This is a genomic window from Nocardia sp. NPDC052001, assembly GCF_040680615.1.
In the GTDB taxonomy this organism is placed as follows: Bacteria; Actinomycetota; Actinomycetes; order Mycobacteriales; family Mycobacteriaceae; genus Nocardia.
This window is the reverse complement of sequence record NZ_JBFAXC010000008.1, coordinates 281,785-294,844: the sequence shown is the minus strand read 5'-3', so window position 1 is coordinate 294,844 and position 13,060 is coordinate 281,785. Positions and strand designations below refer to the sequence as shown.

Annotated in this window: 12 protein-coding genes and 1 pseudogene; 8 read left to right on the top strand and 5 right to left on the bottom strand. The window is 65.9% G+C overall.

The genetic code is table 11. The features are described from left to right. Positions 1–114 precede the first annotated feature (114 nt). Positions 115–492 (bottom strand): 4-oxalocrotonate tautomerase, encoded by a 378-nt coding sequence (locus AB0L82_RS32820; RefSeq protein ID WP_364645155.1) that lies wholly within the window; start codon positions 490–492, stop codon positions 115–117. Position 493: 1 nt separating this feature from the next. Next, entirely contained in the window at positions 494–991 is a 498-nt protein-coding gene (locus AB0L82_RS32815; protein WP_364645152.1) for a hypothetical protein, read from the bottom strand. A 161-nt stretch (positions 992–1,152) separates the two neighbouring features. Between AB0L82_RS32815 and AB0L82_RS32810 the strand changes: the two genes are divergently transcribed. From AB0L82_RS32810 to AB0L82_RS32795, 4 genes and pseudogenes are all read left to right on the top strand, one after another. Then, positions 1,153–1,944: an SDR family oxidoreductase gene (locus AB0L82_RS32810; RefSeq protein WP_364645149.1), complete on the top strand. Its 792-nt coding sequence runs from the start codon at positions 1,153–1,155 to the stop codon at positions 1,942–1,944. Between the two features lie 428 nt (positions 1,945–2,372). After that, complete coding sequence (locus AB0L82_RS32805; protein WP_364645147.1) at positions 2,373–2,981, top strand: GNAT family protein; 609 nt, start codon at positions 2,373–2,375, stop codon at positions 2,979–2,981. Between the two features lie 38 nt (positions 2,982–3,019). Next, positions 3,020–3,271, top strand: a pseudogene (locus AB0L82_RS32800) (hypothetical protein); the annotation flags it as partial. A 158-nt stretch (positions 3,272–3,429) separates the two neighbouring features. After that, positions 3,430–3,705 (top strand): NAD(P)H-binding protein, encoded by a 276-nt coding sequence (locus AB0L82_RS32795; protein ID WP_364645190.1) that lies wholly within the window; start codon positions 3,430–3,432, stop codon positions 3,703–3,705. Between the two features lie 42 nt (positions 3,706–3,747). Here AB0L82_RS32795 and AB0L82_RS32790 read toward each other — a convergent pair whose 3' ends face one another. The 3 genes from AB0L82_RS32790 to AB0L82_RS32780 all read right to left on the bottom strand — a co-directional run bounded on the left by AB0L82_RS32790 (position 3,748) and on the right by AB0L82_RS32780 (position 6,532). Continuing rightward, positions 3,748–4,584, bottom strand: coding sequence for a hypothetical protein (locus AB0L82_RS32790; RefSeq protein ID WP_364645144.1), 837 nt, complete (start codon positions 4,582–4,584; stop codon positions 3,748–3,750). A gap of 146 nt (positions 4,585–4,730) precedes the next feature. After that, a complete protein-coding gene (locus AB0L82_RS32785; RefSeq protein ID WP_364645141.1) occupies positions 4,731–5,633 on the bottom strand; it encodes a hypothetical protein in 903 nt (300 codons plus the stop codon). A gap of 17 nt (positions 5,634–5,650) precedes the next feature. After that, positions 5,651–6,532, bottom strand: a complete 882-nt coding sequence (locus AB0L82_RS32780) for a 3-hydroxyacyl-CoA dehydrogenase family protein (RefSeq protein WP_364645138.1) — start codon at positions 6,530–6,532, stop codon at positions 5,651–5,653. A 132-nt stretch (positions 6,533–6,664) separates the two neighbouring features. Between AB0L82_RS32780 and AB0L82_RS32775 the strand changes: the two genes are divergently transcribed. The 4 genes from AB0L82_RS32775 (at position 6,665) to AB0L82_RS32760 (ending at position 12,962) form a co-directional block, all read left to right on the top strand. Continuing rightward, positions 6,665–8,098 (top strand): sugar porter family MFS transporter, encoded by a 1,434-nt coding sequence (locus AB0L82_RS32775; protein ID WP_364645135.1) that lies wholly within the window; start codon positions 6,665–6,667, stop codon positions 8,096–8,098. Positions 8,099–8,411: 313 nt separating this feature from the next. Then, a complete protein-coding gene (locus AB0L82_RS32770; RefSeq protein ID WP_364645132.1) occupies positions 8,412–10,208 on the top strand; it encodes an FAD-dependent oxidoreductase in 1,797 nt (598 codons plus the stop codon). Next, on the top strand, positions 10,205–11,362 hold the full coding sequence (locus AB0L82_RS32765; RefSeq protein ID WP_364645129.1) for a calcium-binding protein: 1,158 nt from the start codon (positions 10,205–10,207) through the stop codon (positions 11,360–11,362). Before AB0L82_RS32770 ends, AB0L82_RS32765 begins: the two co-directional genes overlap by 4 nt. Before the next feature lie 157 nt (positions 11,363–11,519). After that, positions 11,520–12,962, top strand: a complete 1,443-nt coding sequence (locus tag AB0L82_RS32760) for a carotenoid oxygenase family protein (RefSeq protein WP_364645126.1) — start codon at positions 11,520–11,522, stop codon at positions 12,960–12,962. The last annotated feature ends 98 nt before the right edge of the window (positions 12,963–13,060 follow it).

The following is a 13,060-nucleotide window of genomic DNA, read 5'->3' as shown; positions in this document are numbered from 1 at the left end:
CATTTGCCAACGCGGACAGTACTTTCCAGCTCACCTCTGGCGGGGCACCGCTTCGCGGCGCCCCGCCAGACGAACTACTTTCAAAACACGGCCTAGTCCCCAGCTGGTCCGGGATCAGCTCGGGCGCCAGTTCGCTTCCTCGCCCGGTTCGGGGAGGACGACACCGCCCTCCATGATCCAGCTGGCGGCGAATTCGATGAGGGAGATCTCGACCGCGCCGGGTGGTAGGTGGGCCGCGGTGGCGATGGCGGATTGCAGGGTGTGTTCGAGGCGGGCGAACAGGTCGGGGGTGCGGTTGCCTCCGCCTCGGACGCCGGCGATCACCGATAGTTCGACGGCGGTGCGGATCGGCTGTCCGTGGAGGAAGACGACGCTGACGAATTCCGGTGGGGCGGCTGTGATTTCGCAGTGGGTCGTGGTGATGGCCTCGACGATGGCCTGGTGGGCTACGGCGTCGGGGAGGGCGCGGCAGGCGACGTTGTAGAGCGGCATGTCAGCTCCCGGGGTGGTTCGCGGCGATGGCGAGGTGGCCCCGGGTGAGCCGGGATGCGACGAGGTGGGTGAGGGTGCGCAGGAGGAATACCGGGCGGGCGGCGGGGCGGATTCGGGCGCGGTTGAGGTCGAGGTAGCGGCTGAAGAGGGCGCTGTCGACGAGGGCGAGCATGAGGTCGTTGGGGCCGGCGCCGGTGATGGAATTCCAGGCTTGGCTCAGCGCGCGCATCGCGTGTTCCCGGCGAGTCGGGTCCAGGCCGTCTTCGGTTTCGGCGAGTACCCACGACATTGTCGAAGGCTTGTTCTCCGTGTAGGACTGGCCCTTGGGGATCTCGCACCAGACCACCACGGTGCGGTCGTCGGTTCCCAGTGACTCGCGATAGGACTCGCCCAGGGCCCGTTCCGCGGCTCGGAACTGCGATGACGTCAGGCTGCCCTGCTGGATCGTGCACAGTATCCGGCGGATACCCGCCTCCTTACTCCGCAGCGAACGTGCCACGGCTGAGGCGAAATGTAGTACACCAATCGGTGTACTACAAGGACGCGGGCGAATCAGCCGCTGACCTCGTACAGAAGCTTGTGGTGGCGCGACCCGATTACGGTGTTGAGGTTGTTCCGGCATAGACCAGAGGTGCCGGTCGGGTGATGAGATGGGGAGTGATGACATCGCAGGCGGAGACCGGCGGACGTACCTACGTCGTGACCGGGTCGGCATCGGGGATCGGCGCGGCTACTGCCGAATTGCTGCGTGAGCGCGGCGCCACGGTGATCGGATGCGATCTCGAAAATGCCGAAGTCCAGGCCGATCTCGCGACGCCGCAGGGGCGGCGATCACTGGTGGAGCAGGTCAGCGAGCTCGGTCCGATCGACGCGGTACTCGCGATCGCTGGCGGCGGCAAGACCGGGATGCTGGAAACCAACTATTTCGGCGCCGTGGCGACACTGTCGGGCCTGCGGCCACTGCTGGCCCAAAGCCCTTCGCCCAGAGCGGTTGTCGTATCGTCGACATCCTCGCTCGCGCCCGCGGACGAGCGCATCATGCAGGCGTGCCTGGACGGAGACGAAGCAACCGCGGTCGCCCTCCTCGCCAACGATCCGGCCGCCGGGGGTGCGACCGCCGGTTACGGAGCCGCGAAGCGCGCGCTGAACCGCTGGGTGCGCACGTCCGCTCCCACCCCGGAATGGGCCGGGGCCGGGATCGCCCTCAATGCCGTCGCCTCGGGCGTGGTCGACACTCCCGCCGCCGCATGGATTTTCGCCGACGACACCATCCGCCGAGCGGTGGAAACCGCCGCGCCCCAACCTTTCGGCGGATTCCCGGGCCGCCCGGAATGGGTCGCCGAACTCATTTGCTGGCTCGCCGGTGAGTCCAACCGCTTCGTCACCGGCCAGATCATCTTCGCCGACGGCGGTTCGGAGGCAAGCGCCCTCGGCGATCATCACTGGCGTTAGCCCCATCCCTCCGGCGGGAGATGGCTAGGCCGGTAGGTGGAGTTCGAATGTCACCATGTGCCGGTCCGGGCCATTGAAGTTCAGGACCGGGCCGCCGACGTCGAAGCCCATCGCCCTGTGAAAAGCGATGGAGACGGCGTTCTTCGGTGAGGTGACGGCTCGGATCAGCCGTCGCCCATCACAGATCGACCACCGCGATGATGGCGTCGTAGTCGGCGATCGTGGCTCGGCGTATCGCGAGAGTGCTCTCCACATGCCCAGTGTGCCAGCGGACCCGCTAGGTAGAGACAGGCTGTTTTCCCTTGCGGTGCATGGTTCCCAGGAGCAGAAACCTTGCAATAGGTAGCCGTTAGCCACGCTACGCGGCGTGGCAATCGCCGTGGATAACGGTTCGTCACCGACCATGCCTGCGAGCCATAATTGACCAAGTGTCCGAACCTCTTGCCGCCAAACCCACTCTGAGGGGCTCGAATGTCGAGCTCCGTCCCTTCTCCGAAGACGACGTCCCAGCCATGGTCGAGGTGCTCGGTGACCCGGAGGTTCGTAGGCTCACGGGCAGTGTGCATGACGAGTCGGCGGCTTTGGCCCCGCTTCGGCCCTCCGAGTACGACGAGTTGCGTCGGTGGTATTCAACTCGGGCGACTCAGCCGGACCGGATCGATCTGGCGATCATCGAACTGGCAACCGGCAAGTGCGTGGGCGAAGCGGTCCTGAACCAGTACGACCCCGGCAACCGCAGCTGCAACTTCCGGATTCTGGTGGGACCGGCCGGGCAGAACCGCGGGCTGGGAACCGAGGCCACCCGGATGCTGGTCGGCTATGGCTTCGAAGAGCTTTTGCTACACCGCATTTCGCTGGAGGTGTACGACTTCAACCCGCGTGCGCGGCGTGCGTACGAGAAGGTCGGCTTCCGGGCCGAGGGCGTCCTGCGGGAATCGCTCCGCTTCGGGGACCACTGGATCGACGCGACACTGATGTCGATCCTCGGTCATGAGTGGGCCGCGCATCGCGGCTTCCCGAACGCGGGCTACCGCTAGGCCGACTCCGTGCGGTGCACAATTCGCAATGAAACCGTATGCGGCTCAACGGTAGGGTGGCCCGCGGTGATCCGGTGGGCGCGGATCCGGACCAGCGCTATTGGAGAATGATGAAATATCTGGTTATCGGGGGTACGGGGCGTACCGGACGGCGAGCGGTTGAACTGCTTCGCGGTCTCGGGCACGAGGTGGTCGTCGGCACTCGGCGTCCTCGGGACGATCGGAGTATCGCGGTCGATCTCGCGGGTTCGGTCGATGCCGGCATCGTGACCGGAATCGACGGGGTTATTGTCTCGGTCGAGCCGCCCGTGGACGATGCGGGCGCCGATGCGGTGATGAATGCCGGGGTGGGGCGTATTGCCGAACTCGCTGCGGCGCAGCGGATTCCCGTTGTTCTTCTCTCGCAGATCTACATCACCCGGGCGGACGAGCATCCGGAGCTTGCGGGATCATCCGCGCTCGCGGGGCCGGTGAGCAGGTGCTGCGGGACAGCGGGGCACCGTATGCGATCGTGCGGCCCGGGTGGCTCACGAATTCAGCCGCCGGCGGTGTGCGTCTCGAACAGGGGGATCGTGGCGATGGGAGTGTGAGCCGTGAGACCGTTGCTCGGGCGACGGTCGCCGCGCTGCTCAATCCCGAATCGCACGGCAAGACCTTCGAACTGTACGACGGTCCCGCCGAGCTCGACTGGCCGACGGCCTTCACCGACCTGAAAACCGACTGACCCGAAGTGCCCACGGCGGCCAGCGGTTCGCGCACTGTGCGCTCAGAATGCCGCCTGCACCGCCGCGAGTAGATCGTTGGCGGGCTGGGTGAGCGGGCCGAGCGCGTCGGGTGTGAGCGGGGGCAGGGCCGCAATCGCGGACCGCAACGAGGTGACCGCCGTGTCAGCGGCGGGAGCGAGCGCGGCAACCGTGTCTGCCGCCGCTATGGGTGCGGCGACCGGCACAGATGGCAGCGGATCGGCCTGGGGCGCTGCACTGTTTCCGATGGGCGCGGCAGCGGCTGCCGGGGGCGCGTCGGTGCCCAGGGCGTTACCGACGAGCCCACCGAGTGCCGCGCCTCCGGCCAGGCCCACCACATCCACCGGAATGGCCACGGCCAGACCGCCGATCAGGCATCCGGCCACCCCGCCGACGGCGGCTCCGACGGGCGCTCCCGCACCCACGGTCGGAAGCGCACCGATGACGCCGCCCGCTATCGCGCCGACCGTCGCACCGACTCCGCATCCGACAATCTCGAGCGGGAATACCGCGATCTTGCCGATGATCGCGCCGATGACCTGGCCCGCCATTGCCGAGTCGGCCCGATTGGCCTGGACCCGGGGCAGCCCGATCCCGTTGTACGCGTTGGTGATCTGCTGCTGCACACCGTCCAGGTAGGTCTGGGCCTGCTCGCGAAGCTGCGGGTTGATGCTCTCCGGCAGTGGGATCGACTGTGCTGCCATCCGCAGCGAGGTGGGATCCGGTGCCACAGTATGAACTTCCAGACCGTCCGCGATGGGCGGCTGGGCAGCGGCGGGTTGTGCTGTGGCCGTTCCCGATCCGAACGCGAGCAGGGCGGGCACTGCGGTCAAGACGGCGTAAGCGCGCAGGTCGGACATGGGCGCATCCCTCGGTCTGGCGAACCACCGTCGAGCCGCTCGAGAGTGGACCCGAACCTGCGATGGCCACGCTGGCCACCGATCTTACCCGGGTCTTCTTATTTGCCAGCGGGATTCACCATGCCCGGCATACGGCCACGGCCGCACTATCCCAGATCGGCCAAGGCCAGTCCGGTCAGCGGTCCGCCCGGGCGGGCGATCACCTCGTCGGTGCCGTCGGAAAGGTCGACCAGACGAATCGAACCACCCAAATCGCTGACGTAGAAACGAGATTCATCGACGGCGGCCACGCCGATGGCCTCACGGTATCCGCTCGACAGCATCTGCGGCGGTCCGGGTTCGGGGTCGACGAGGGCGCGGTTGAGGGTGTTGCCCTCGGGGGCTTTGCCGCGATCGGTCCACACCAGGGTGCCGTCACCGAGCAGTTCCAGATCGATCGGCTCGGGCAGGTCCTGCCACAGCGGTTCGATGTCGTCGCGGGCGCGCGGGTCCGCGCCCTCGGGCAGCTCCAGTGGGGCGCGGAAGATCCTGCCGTCACCTGCTTTGGGTGCGCCCTTCTGAGTCCAGTAGACCAGCCCGCGATCCGGATCGACGCAGATGCCCACGGGCCAATTGCGTGCCACCACAGCATCTTCGGGGCCGTTACCGGTGATGACCAGCGCGTGCAGATCGCTCCCGTCGAGAGCGCAGGTCAGTACCTGCATACCTTCCCGATCACACCAGTACAGCCGGCCTCGCTCGAAATCCGCGGTGATCTGCTTGCCGGTGGTGAACGCGCCCGCGGGCACGATGGTCGTGCGATTCTCCCCGGCGAAGTCCACCCGCTCGATCTTGCCGTTGCGATGGAAGAACGGCGGCTCGCCGCCGGGTGCGAACGGCGCGTCCGGCGCGCCCATGCTGGTCCAATAGATGTGGCGGCGTTGGTGATCCACGACGATGCCGTCGGGTGTGGCGTCGAGACCCTCGACCAGGGTGCGCACCCGACTGCCGTCCAGGGCGATCGCGTGCATCGCGCGTGCCTTCAAATCCAGTGCGAGCAGTTCGGTCATGGCAAGGGCCCTCCCGATCAGTTCTGCTTCGGCTTCGGCTTCGGATAGTCCGCGTAGAAACCTGCGCCCGACTTCACTCCGAGCTTGCCCTCGGCGATGTACTTCCGCAGCAGAATGCGCGGTCCCTCAGGCAGATTCGGGTTCTCCTGCGCGTAATGCTCTTCGATATCGAGTACCACGTCCAGGCCGACCTGGTCCATCATCCGGAAAGGGCCGGCCTTGGTGCCGAAGTTCATCGAGAACATCGCATCGACGTCCTCCGGAATCGACACACCTTCGTACACCACCTCGAGCGATTCGCGTTTGAGGGCGGCCCAGATCCGATTGAAGATGAATCCGGTGCTCTCCTTGCGGCAGTGGAAGGGATGCAATCCGTACTCGGGAAAGGTCGTGAGTACGAAATCGATCACCTCGGGGGCGGTGTTTCCATCGGACATCACATCGAGCGCCGTCGCCCCGGGCGGCATGTAGAAATGCGTATTGAGCATGCGATCGTTGGTCTTCAGCCCGTCGGTGAACATTCGACTCGCGTACGACGAGGAGTTCGAGGCGATGATCGCATCGGCGGTGCAATCGGTCTCGAGCTGGGCGAATATCGCCTTCTTCAGTTCCAGCTTCTCCGGCACCGCCTCGATCACCAGCCAGGCGTTAGCCACGGCATCGGCTTGATCGGGCACATAGGTGACCGTCCCCGGCGTGCCGCCATCGACTTTCGCTGCCACCGCGGGTAATTCGCCCATCGCGTAGTCGACGGCCTGCTTTCCCTGCTCCGCATTCGGGTCGGTGATATGCACCTGCCCACCCCGGGTGGCGAACATCAGGGCGACGCGTCGACCGAGAGTGCCCGCACCGACGACGGCGACCGGACGATTGCGATAATCCAGCGGAAGCGTGCTCACGAATGGCTCCTTCGGTCCGGGAGAACAAGGTTCGGGGACACTGCCTTCGGTGCTCGTCCTCAGCACTGTAATACGCTCGGTACGGCGTTCTACCCAACCTTCAGCGGATAGCCAGGTGACGGGAGCGGCGTTATGCAGGGATTCTCGCGGGATGCGGGAGTGCGCGGGCCTCTCGAGCAGATTCCGGCCGCCGGTAAACGCAAGGTGGTGGCGTGGGCGACGATCATCGCGGTGGGGGGTTTCCTTTTCGGCTACGACACCGGCGTCGTGTCCGGTGCGCTGCTGTATATCAGCGCGGAATTCGAGCTGAATTCGGCACAGCAGGGCAGTATCGTCAGCGTCCTGCTGATCGGCGCGATGGTGGGCGCGATGTCCGCGGGCCGGATCGCGGACCGCCTCGGACGGCGCAGGGCGCTGGCGGTCGAGAGCGCGGTATTCATCGGCGGCACACTGCTCGCGGTGGCGGCTCATGACTACTGGGTGCTGTTGATCGCGCGTGTCGTGCTCGGGCTGGCGGTCGGTGCGGCCTCGGCGACGGTGCCGGTCTACCTCTCGGAGATATCTCCCGCCGAGATCCGGGGCCGGATCCTGAGCATGAATCAGCTCTTGATCACCGTCGGCATCGTGGTGTCCTATCTGGTCGACCTGGGCTTTTCCGGAAGTGGGAGTTGGCGCGCGATGTTCGCGGTCGGACTCATTCCGGCGGCGGTGCTGTGTGTGGGCGCGTTGTTCGTGGTTCCCGAGTCCTACGTCTGGCTGCTCGCGCGCGGGCGTGACGAGCAGGCGCGCGGACTGGTCGCCGGAGTCGCGGGGACCGAGTTGGCCGATCGCGTAATCGAGCGATTCCACGAGCAGCAGCAGGCGACCGAGGACTCCGAGCCCGCCGGTATGCGCGCATTGCTCGCGCCTCGGGTGCGCCCGGCGTTGATCGTCGGGGTCACCATGGCGGCGATTCAACAGTTCGGCGGTATCAACACCATCATCTATTTCGCTCCGACGATCATCGAGCAGACCGGGCTGAGCGCCTCAAATTCGATCTTCTATTCGGTGTTCATCGGCCTGGTCAATCTGATCATGACTGTGGTCTCGATGAGTACCGTCGACCGGTTCGGCCGGCGTGCGCTGCTGCTCGCGTCGCTGCTCGGAATGCTGATCACCGTGTCACTGCTCGGGCTGACCTTCATCGCGCAGATGAGTCCGACGCTGTCGCTGGTCTTCATGGTGTTGTACATCGCGTGCTTCGCCGGCGGGCTGGGCCCGGTGTTCTGGGTGATCGTCGGTGAGATATTCCCACCGCGGTTGCGCGCCCAGGGCTCCAGCGCCGCGACCACGGTCAACTGGTTCTCGAATTTCATTGTCAGCCAAGCGTTCCTGCCGCTGGCCGGTGCGCTCGGGCAAGGCCAGACCTTCCTGATCTTCGGTGTCATCTGCCTGCTGGGACTGACGTTCGTCAGCCGCTTCGTGCCCGAAGCCAAGAACAGAAGCTACCCCGAGATCGACGCCTCACTGCGCGAGCGCTTCGAGCACGGGCACCACGCCGACTCCGCGGCGGGCACGGCTCGCTGAATCTGGCACTCGCGCATACTCTTTGCCGCCATCCACGGGACAGCTATGGGATGCACCGAGTGGTTGTGACCCTAGCCACTCGACCTTGAACAGCGCCAGAATGATCACTAACTTAACTGGCATATCGGTAGCATTTTATGCACGTTGGGTGGGGTCTCGACATGGCGAACTACAGATAACTTCCTGCTTCTGAACCGCGCAGATCCTGCCGCGGCGAGCGATGGGGCTCGTTACCGGTCGACCAGGCAATTCCACAGCGCCGCCGGGCTTTTCGTGCCCGGCAGGTGCCATCATCACGCAGTTGGAGAATGGGATGGTTGATTCGACGCGCCTGGACACAGGCACCGCTCCGATTTCTCGCCGTACCCTGCTCAAGGTCACGGGGGTCGCAGCGGCGGGAACGGCGCTCGCCGGAACTCGGAGGAACACCGCGCGTGCGGCGGCCGACGCGGGCCGGGTCGCGGTGCTCGGCGGTGGCGTCGCCGGGCTCAGCGCCGCGCACGAGCTGGCCGAGCGGGGTTTCGCCGTCACGGTATACGAGCGAAAAGCCTTCGGCGGCAAGGCCAAAAGCATGTATGTGCCGGGCACCGGCACTGATGGCCGCCGGGACCTGCCCGGTGAGCACGGGCATCGCGGGTACTTCGGCTTCTACCGCCACCTGCCCGATACGCTGGGCCGAATCCCGTTCCCCGGCAACGCCAATGGCGTACTGGGGAATCTGGAGACCCTGGCCGATGTCAGTCTCGCCCGCGCCGGGCGACTGCCGGATTGGGTCCTGGAAGACCCCATCCACACACCCGGGCAGATCAATCTGGACAGTCTGCGCCAGATGCTGATCGGCACCCTCGCGCACGCGGTCTTCATTCCGCCGTGGGAGGCCGCCTATGTCGTGGACCGCATTCTGGTGTATCTGACCAGCTGCGATGAACGGCGATACGGACAGTGGGAGCACGTGTCGTGGTGGAACTTCCTCGGCGCTCCGTCGCGATCGATCGACTATCAGCGGGTGTTCGGCGGCTCCGCGCAGATCATCCAGGCGCTCAAAGCCCATGTGGCCAGCGCTCGTACGGCCGGACAGGGCATCGAATCGATCCTGTTCTCCGGATACCTGCAGCTCCCGGGCAGCTCCGGACCGCTCAATCGGGTGATGAACGCACCGACCAATGAGGCCTGGATCGACCCGTGGGTCCGGTATCTCGAATCGATCGGGGTCGAATTCCGGATGCCCGCCGAAGTCGTCGGCTTGGATCTGGACGGTGATCGGATCGGCGGAGCGCGGGTGCGCGGCCCCCGGGGTACCGAATCGGTGCGCGCGGACTGGTTCGTGCTCGCTGTCCCACTGGAACGGGCCACACCGCTGCTGGCCGACTCCGAATTGGCTTCGCGGGACCCGCAATTCGAGAAGCTGAAGCAGTTGCAGACCTCATGGTCCAACGGGATCCAGTTCTATCTCAACCGCAAGCCCGCGGTGCTGCGCGGTCATGTCGCGCATATCGACTCGCCGTGGAAGCTGGTCTCGCTGCCGCAGGGGCAGATCTGGAAGGAGAACTTCAGCCAGACCTGGGGATCGGGCCGAGAGCAGGACTGCCTGTCGGTGGTGATCTCCGATTGGGTCGAGGAACCCGGTGTGCTGTACGGCAAACCGGCCAGCCGGTGCACCCCGCAGCAGATCGCCGACGACGCCTGGGCGCAGATGAAGATGCACCTCAACGATTCCGGCGGGGACATTCTCACCGACGACATGATCGAGTCCTATTTCATCGATCCCGCGGCACAGGATCTGGGCACCGATGAGCCCTACAACGATGAACGCTATTTCCTGAACACCGTCGGCTCGTGGGACCTGCGCCCGAGCGCGCGGACCGCGTTTCCCAACCTGTTCCTGGCCGCGGATTATGTTCAGACACCCAAGAATATCGACTTCACCTCGATGGAGGCCGCCAATGAAGCCGCCCGGCACGCTGTCAACGCACTGCTCGACGCGGCGGGCTCACGTGAGGCACACGCGGCGCTGTTCAACGGCTATCGGCCGCCCGAACTCGAACCGTTCAAGGCGGTCGACCGGGCACGGTATCTGGCGGGGCAGCCGAATCTGCTGGACATCGGATGAGCCGCGGGCGGGGTGGCATCGTGCTGGTCCTGCTTGCCATATCGGTTGCGGGGGTGGTGTTTTCGAGAGGAACGGCCACGGCGCAGCCGCCCAGCTGCCACGGTCACCCGGCCACCATCGTCGGGGTCGGGTATATCCGAGGGACCCCGGGTGACGATGTGATCGTCGGGTCCGACGGCATCGACTGGATCGACGGCGGCGCGGGCAATGACATCATCTGCGGGGGCGGTGGCAATGACTTCGTCATCGGCGGCCTCGGCGATGATCTCGTGGACGGCGAGGCGGGTACCGACGCGGTCATCGGCGATCAATTCGCCCTGGTGGGCACCATCGACTCCGACGGCGGAAACGACGTGGTGCTGGGCGGTCCGGGTGATCTGGACATTATCGCCGGGGATAACGCGGTCATCGTCGGCGATGTCTCGGGCCACGGCGGCAACGACGTACTCGACGGTGGCCCGGGCAACGTGGACATCCTGCACGGAGACAACGCCTCGTTCCGGGGCAATGCCTCCGGCGCGGGTGGCGATGACCAATTGACCGACGCCGCAGGGGATCTGGAAATCTTCGTCGGCGACAACGGGGCCATCACCGGCGTCGCGAGCGGGCCGGGCGGGAACGACACCCTTACCGATTCCTCCGGGTCGGTGTTCTCGATGAACGGTGACAACACTAGCTTCTACGGCGCGAATGGATTGGGCGGCAACGACTTTCTCGCCGGACCGCCCGGTGGGTCCGGGTTCGTGGTCGGTGACAATCAGTCCGCGCTCGGACCCACGGTCAGCGGCCCGGGCGGTGCCGATGTCATCGTGCTGGGCGATGGGCCGAACGGTCTCGGAGCGCCGGTCAAGGGCGACAATATCGTCGCCGCGCTCGATGTCACGATCGACGGCCTGGTGCTGGGACTGCTCGGCATGCCCGGGGTGCAGCGGATGCCGATTCCGGTCTCGGTGCTCACCGGGTATTTGCCGGAGTTGTTCGGCTACACCGAGGGAGGCGGCAATGACCGCATATCGGGTGGTCGCGGGAACGACAGCATCGACTGCGGACCGGGCGACGACGTGATCGGCGGCGGCGGCGGAGTCGATCGCTGCGACGGGGGAGCGGGGCGAAATGTGGTGCGGAACTGCACGATTGGTGCCACGACAGGCTGATCGGCACTCACGGGGTCAACCCACCCGGAGAGGAATTGACATTAACATACGCGTTGACTGGGGGCGTTCGCGCTGAGAGACTGAAGCGGAAACCATCTCAACGTCTCTAAGTAGCCGTGACGGCGCGTAGAGCCGAACCAGAGGGAGAGGAAGGCTCATGTCCCCGGTCACCGAAACCCGCAACCCGCTCGCGCGCGCATTCGAACCCGCCGTGGAATGCCCCGAGGAGGTCGAACTCGCGGTGACCGGCACGATTCCGCACGAGCTGCGCGGCACGCTCTATCGCAATGGACCGGCGCGGTTCGAGGCCGGGGGCTTCCGCGCCGAACACCCCTTCGACGGGGACGGGCTGGTGACCAAGTTCGTCATCGACGCGGGCACCGTGCGGTTCCGGTCCCGCTATGTGCGAACACCGAAATTCCGTGCCGAGGAGCGCAATCGAGGCGGGGGCGTGCGCGGCCTGTACAGCCAGGCCGCCGGGCTGCGCGCCAATCTCGGTCGTCCACCCGCCGATAACGCCAACACCCACGCCGTGGTGCACGCGGATCGGCTGCTCGCACTCAGCGATGTCGGGCGGCCGTGGGAAATCGATCCGGTCGACCTGAGCACCGAGGGCCCCTGCGACTTCGACGGGACACTCTCGCGCCTGTCCCGTTTCTCGCCGCACCCGAAGATCGATCCCGTCACCGGCGAGCTGTTCAATTTCGGATTGGATCTGGCTGTGGGGCGCACGATCTCGCCGTCACTGCGCTGTTATCGGGTGGATCCCGCGGGGCGGGCGCGCACCCTCGGGGTGATCGCGCTCGACGATGTCATCGTGCAGCACGATTTCGCCATCACCGAGCATTTCCTGGTGTTCGCGCTCGCGCCGATCACGGTGGACCCCGTGCGAGCGGGACTTGCCATGCTCGGCAGGGGAACCCACGGTGATGCCGCCGCGTACCGCCCCGAGCGCGGCATGCGCATCGTGCTGGTGCCGCGCGATGGCGGCAGGCATCGGATCATCGAATGCGAACCCTTCCTCTACGTGCACATCGACAACGCCTACGAGGACGGCGATGACGTGGTGCTCGATGTGGTGCGCCACGACTCGCTCGAATTCCTCACCGGCGCACTGAAGAAGTTCCGTGACGGCCTGCCCGCCGTCGGACGACCGGTGCGCGTGCGAATCACCCGGACCGGCCGCGTCGAACGCGAGGAGCTCGGCGAATTCACCTCGGTCGAATTCCCCATGCACGATGAACGGCGCACCGGCCGGGCGCACCGGTTCAGCTACTTCGCCGCCTACCATCCCGAAAGTGCCGGTGCGATAGTCAAATTCGACCATCACACCGGAGGTGAACATCGCCATGAGTTCACCGCCGGGGAGTTCCCGGGTGAGCCGGTGTTCGTGCCGCGATCGGCCACCGCCGCCGAGGACGACGGGTGGATTCTGGCCCTGACCTATCTGGCGGCCGAACATCGCACCGCGCTGATCATCTTGGACGCCAAGGACATCGAACGAGCTCCGCTTGCCATCGCGCGCCTGCACGGGCACGTATTCCCCGGATTTCACGGCAGTTTCACCGACCGCGTCGCTCCCGGCGGAGCTGCGCGCTGATTCGAGAAGGGACCACCATGACCCTGGACGCACCGCGCTGGGAACCCAATTACGACGACCCGCAGAGTGATTCGTATATCGAGGAGGATCACGCGCCC

Excerpts from the sequence above, each read along its gene's own strand:
- AB0L82_RS32820 (WP_364645155.1), bottom strand. The coding sequence starts at position 492 with ATGCCGCTCTACAACGTCGCCTGCCGCGCCCTCCCCGACGCCGTAGCC.
- AB0L82_RS32810 (WP_364645149.1), top strand. The coding sequence starts at position 1,153 with ATGACATCGCAGGCGGAGACCGGCGGACGTACCTACGTCGTGACCGGG.
- AB0L82_RS32790 (WP_364645144.1), bottom strand. The coding sequence starts at position 4,584 with ATGTCCGACCTGCGCGCTTACGCCGTCTTGACCGCAGTGCCCGCCCTG.
- AB0L82_RS32785 (WP_364645141.1), bottom strand. The coding sequence starts at position 5,633 with ATGACCGAACTGCTCGCACTGGATTTGAAGGCACGCGCGATGCACGCG.
- AB0L82_RS32775 (WP_364645135.1), top strand. The coding sequence starts at position 6,665 with ATGCAGGGATTCTCGCGGGATGCGGGAGTGCGCGGGCCTCTCGAGCAG.
- AB0L82_RS32770 (WP_364645132.1), top strand. The coding sequence starts at position 8,412 with ATGGTTGATTCGACGCGCCTGGACACAGGCACCGCTCCGATTTCTCGC.
- AB0L82_RS32765 (WP_364645129.1), top strand. The coding sequence starts at position 10,205 with ATGAGCCGCGGGCGGGGTGGCATCGTGCTGGTCCTGCTTGCCATATCG.
- AB0L82_RS32760 (WP_364645126.1), top strand. The coding sequence starts at position 11,520 with ATGTCCCCGGTCACCGAAACCCGCAACCCGCTCGCGCGCGCATTCGAA.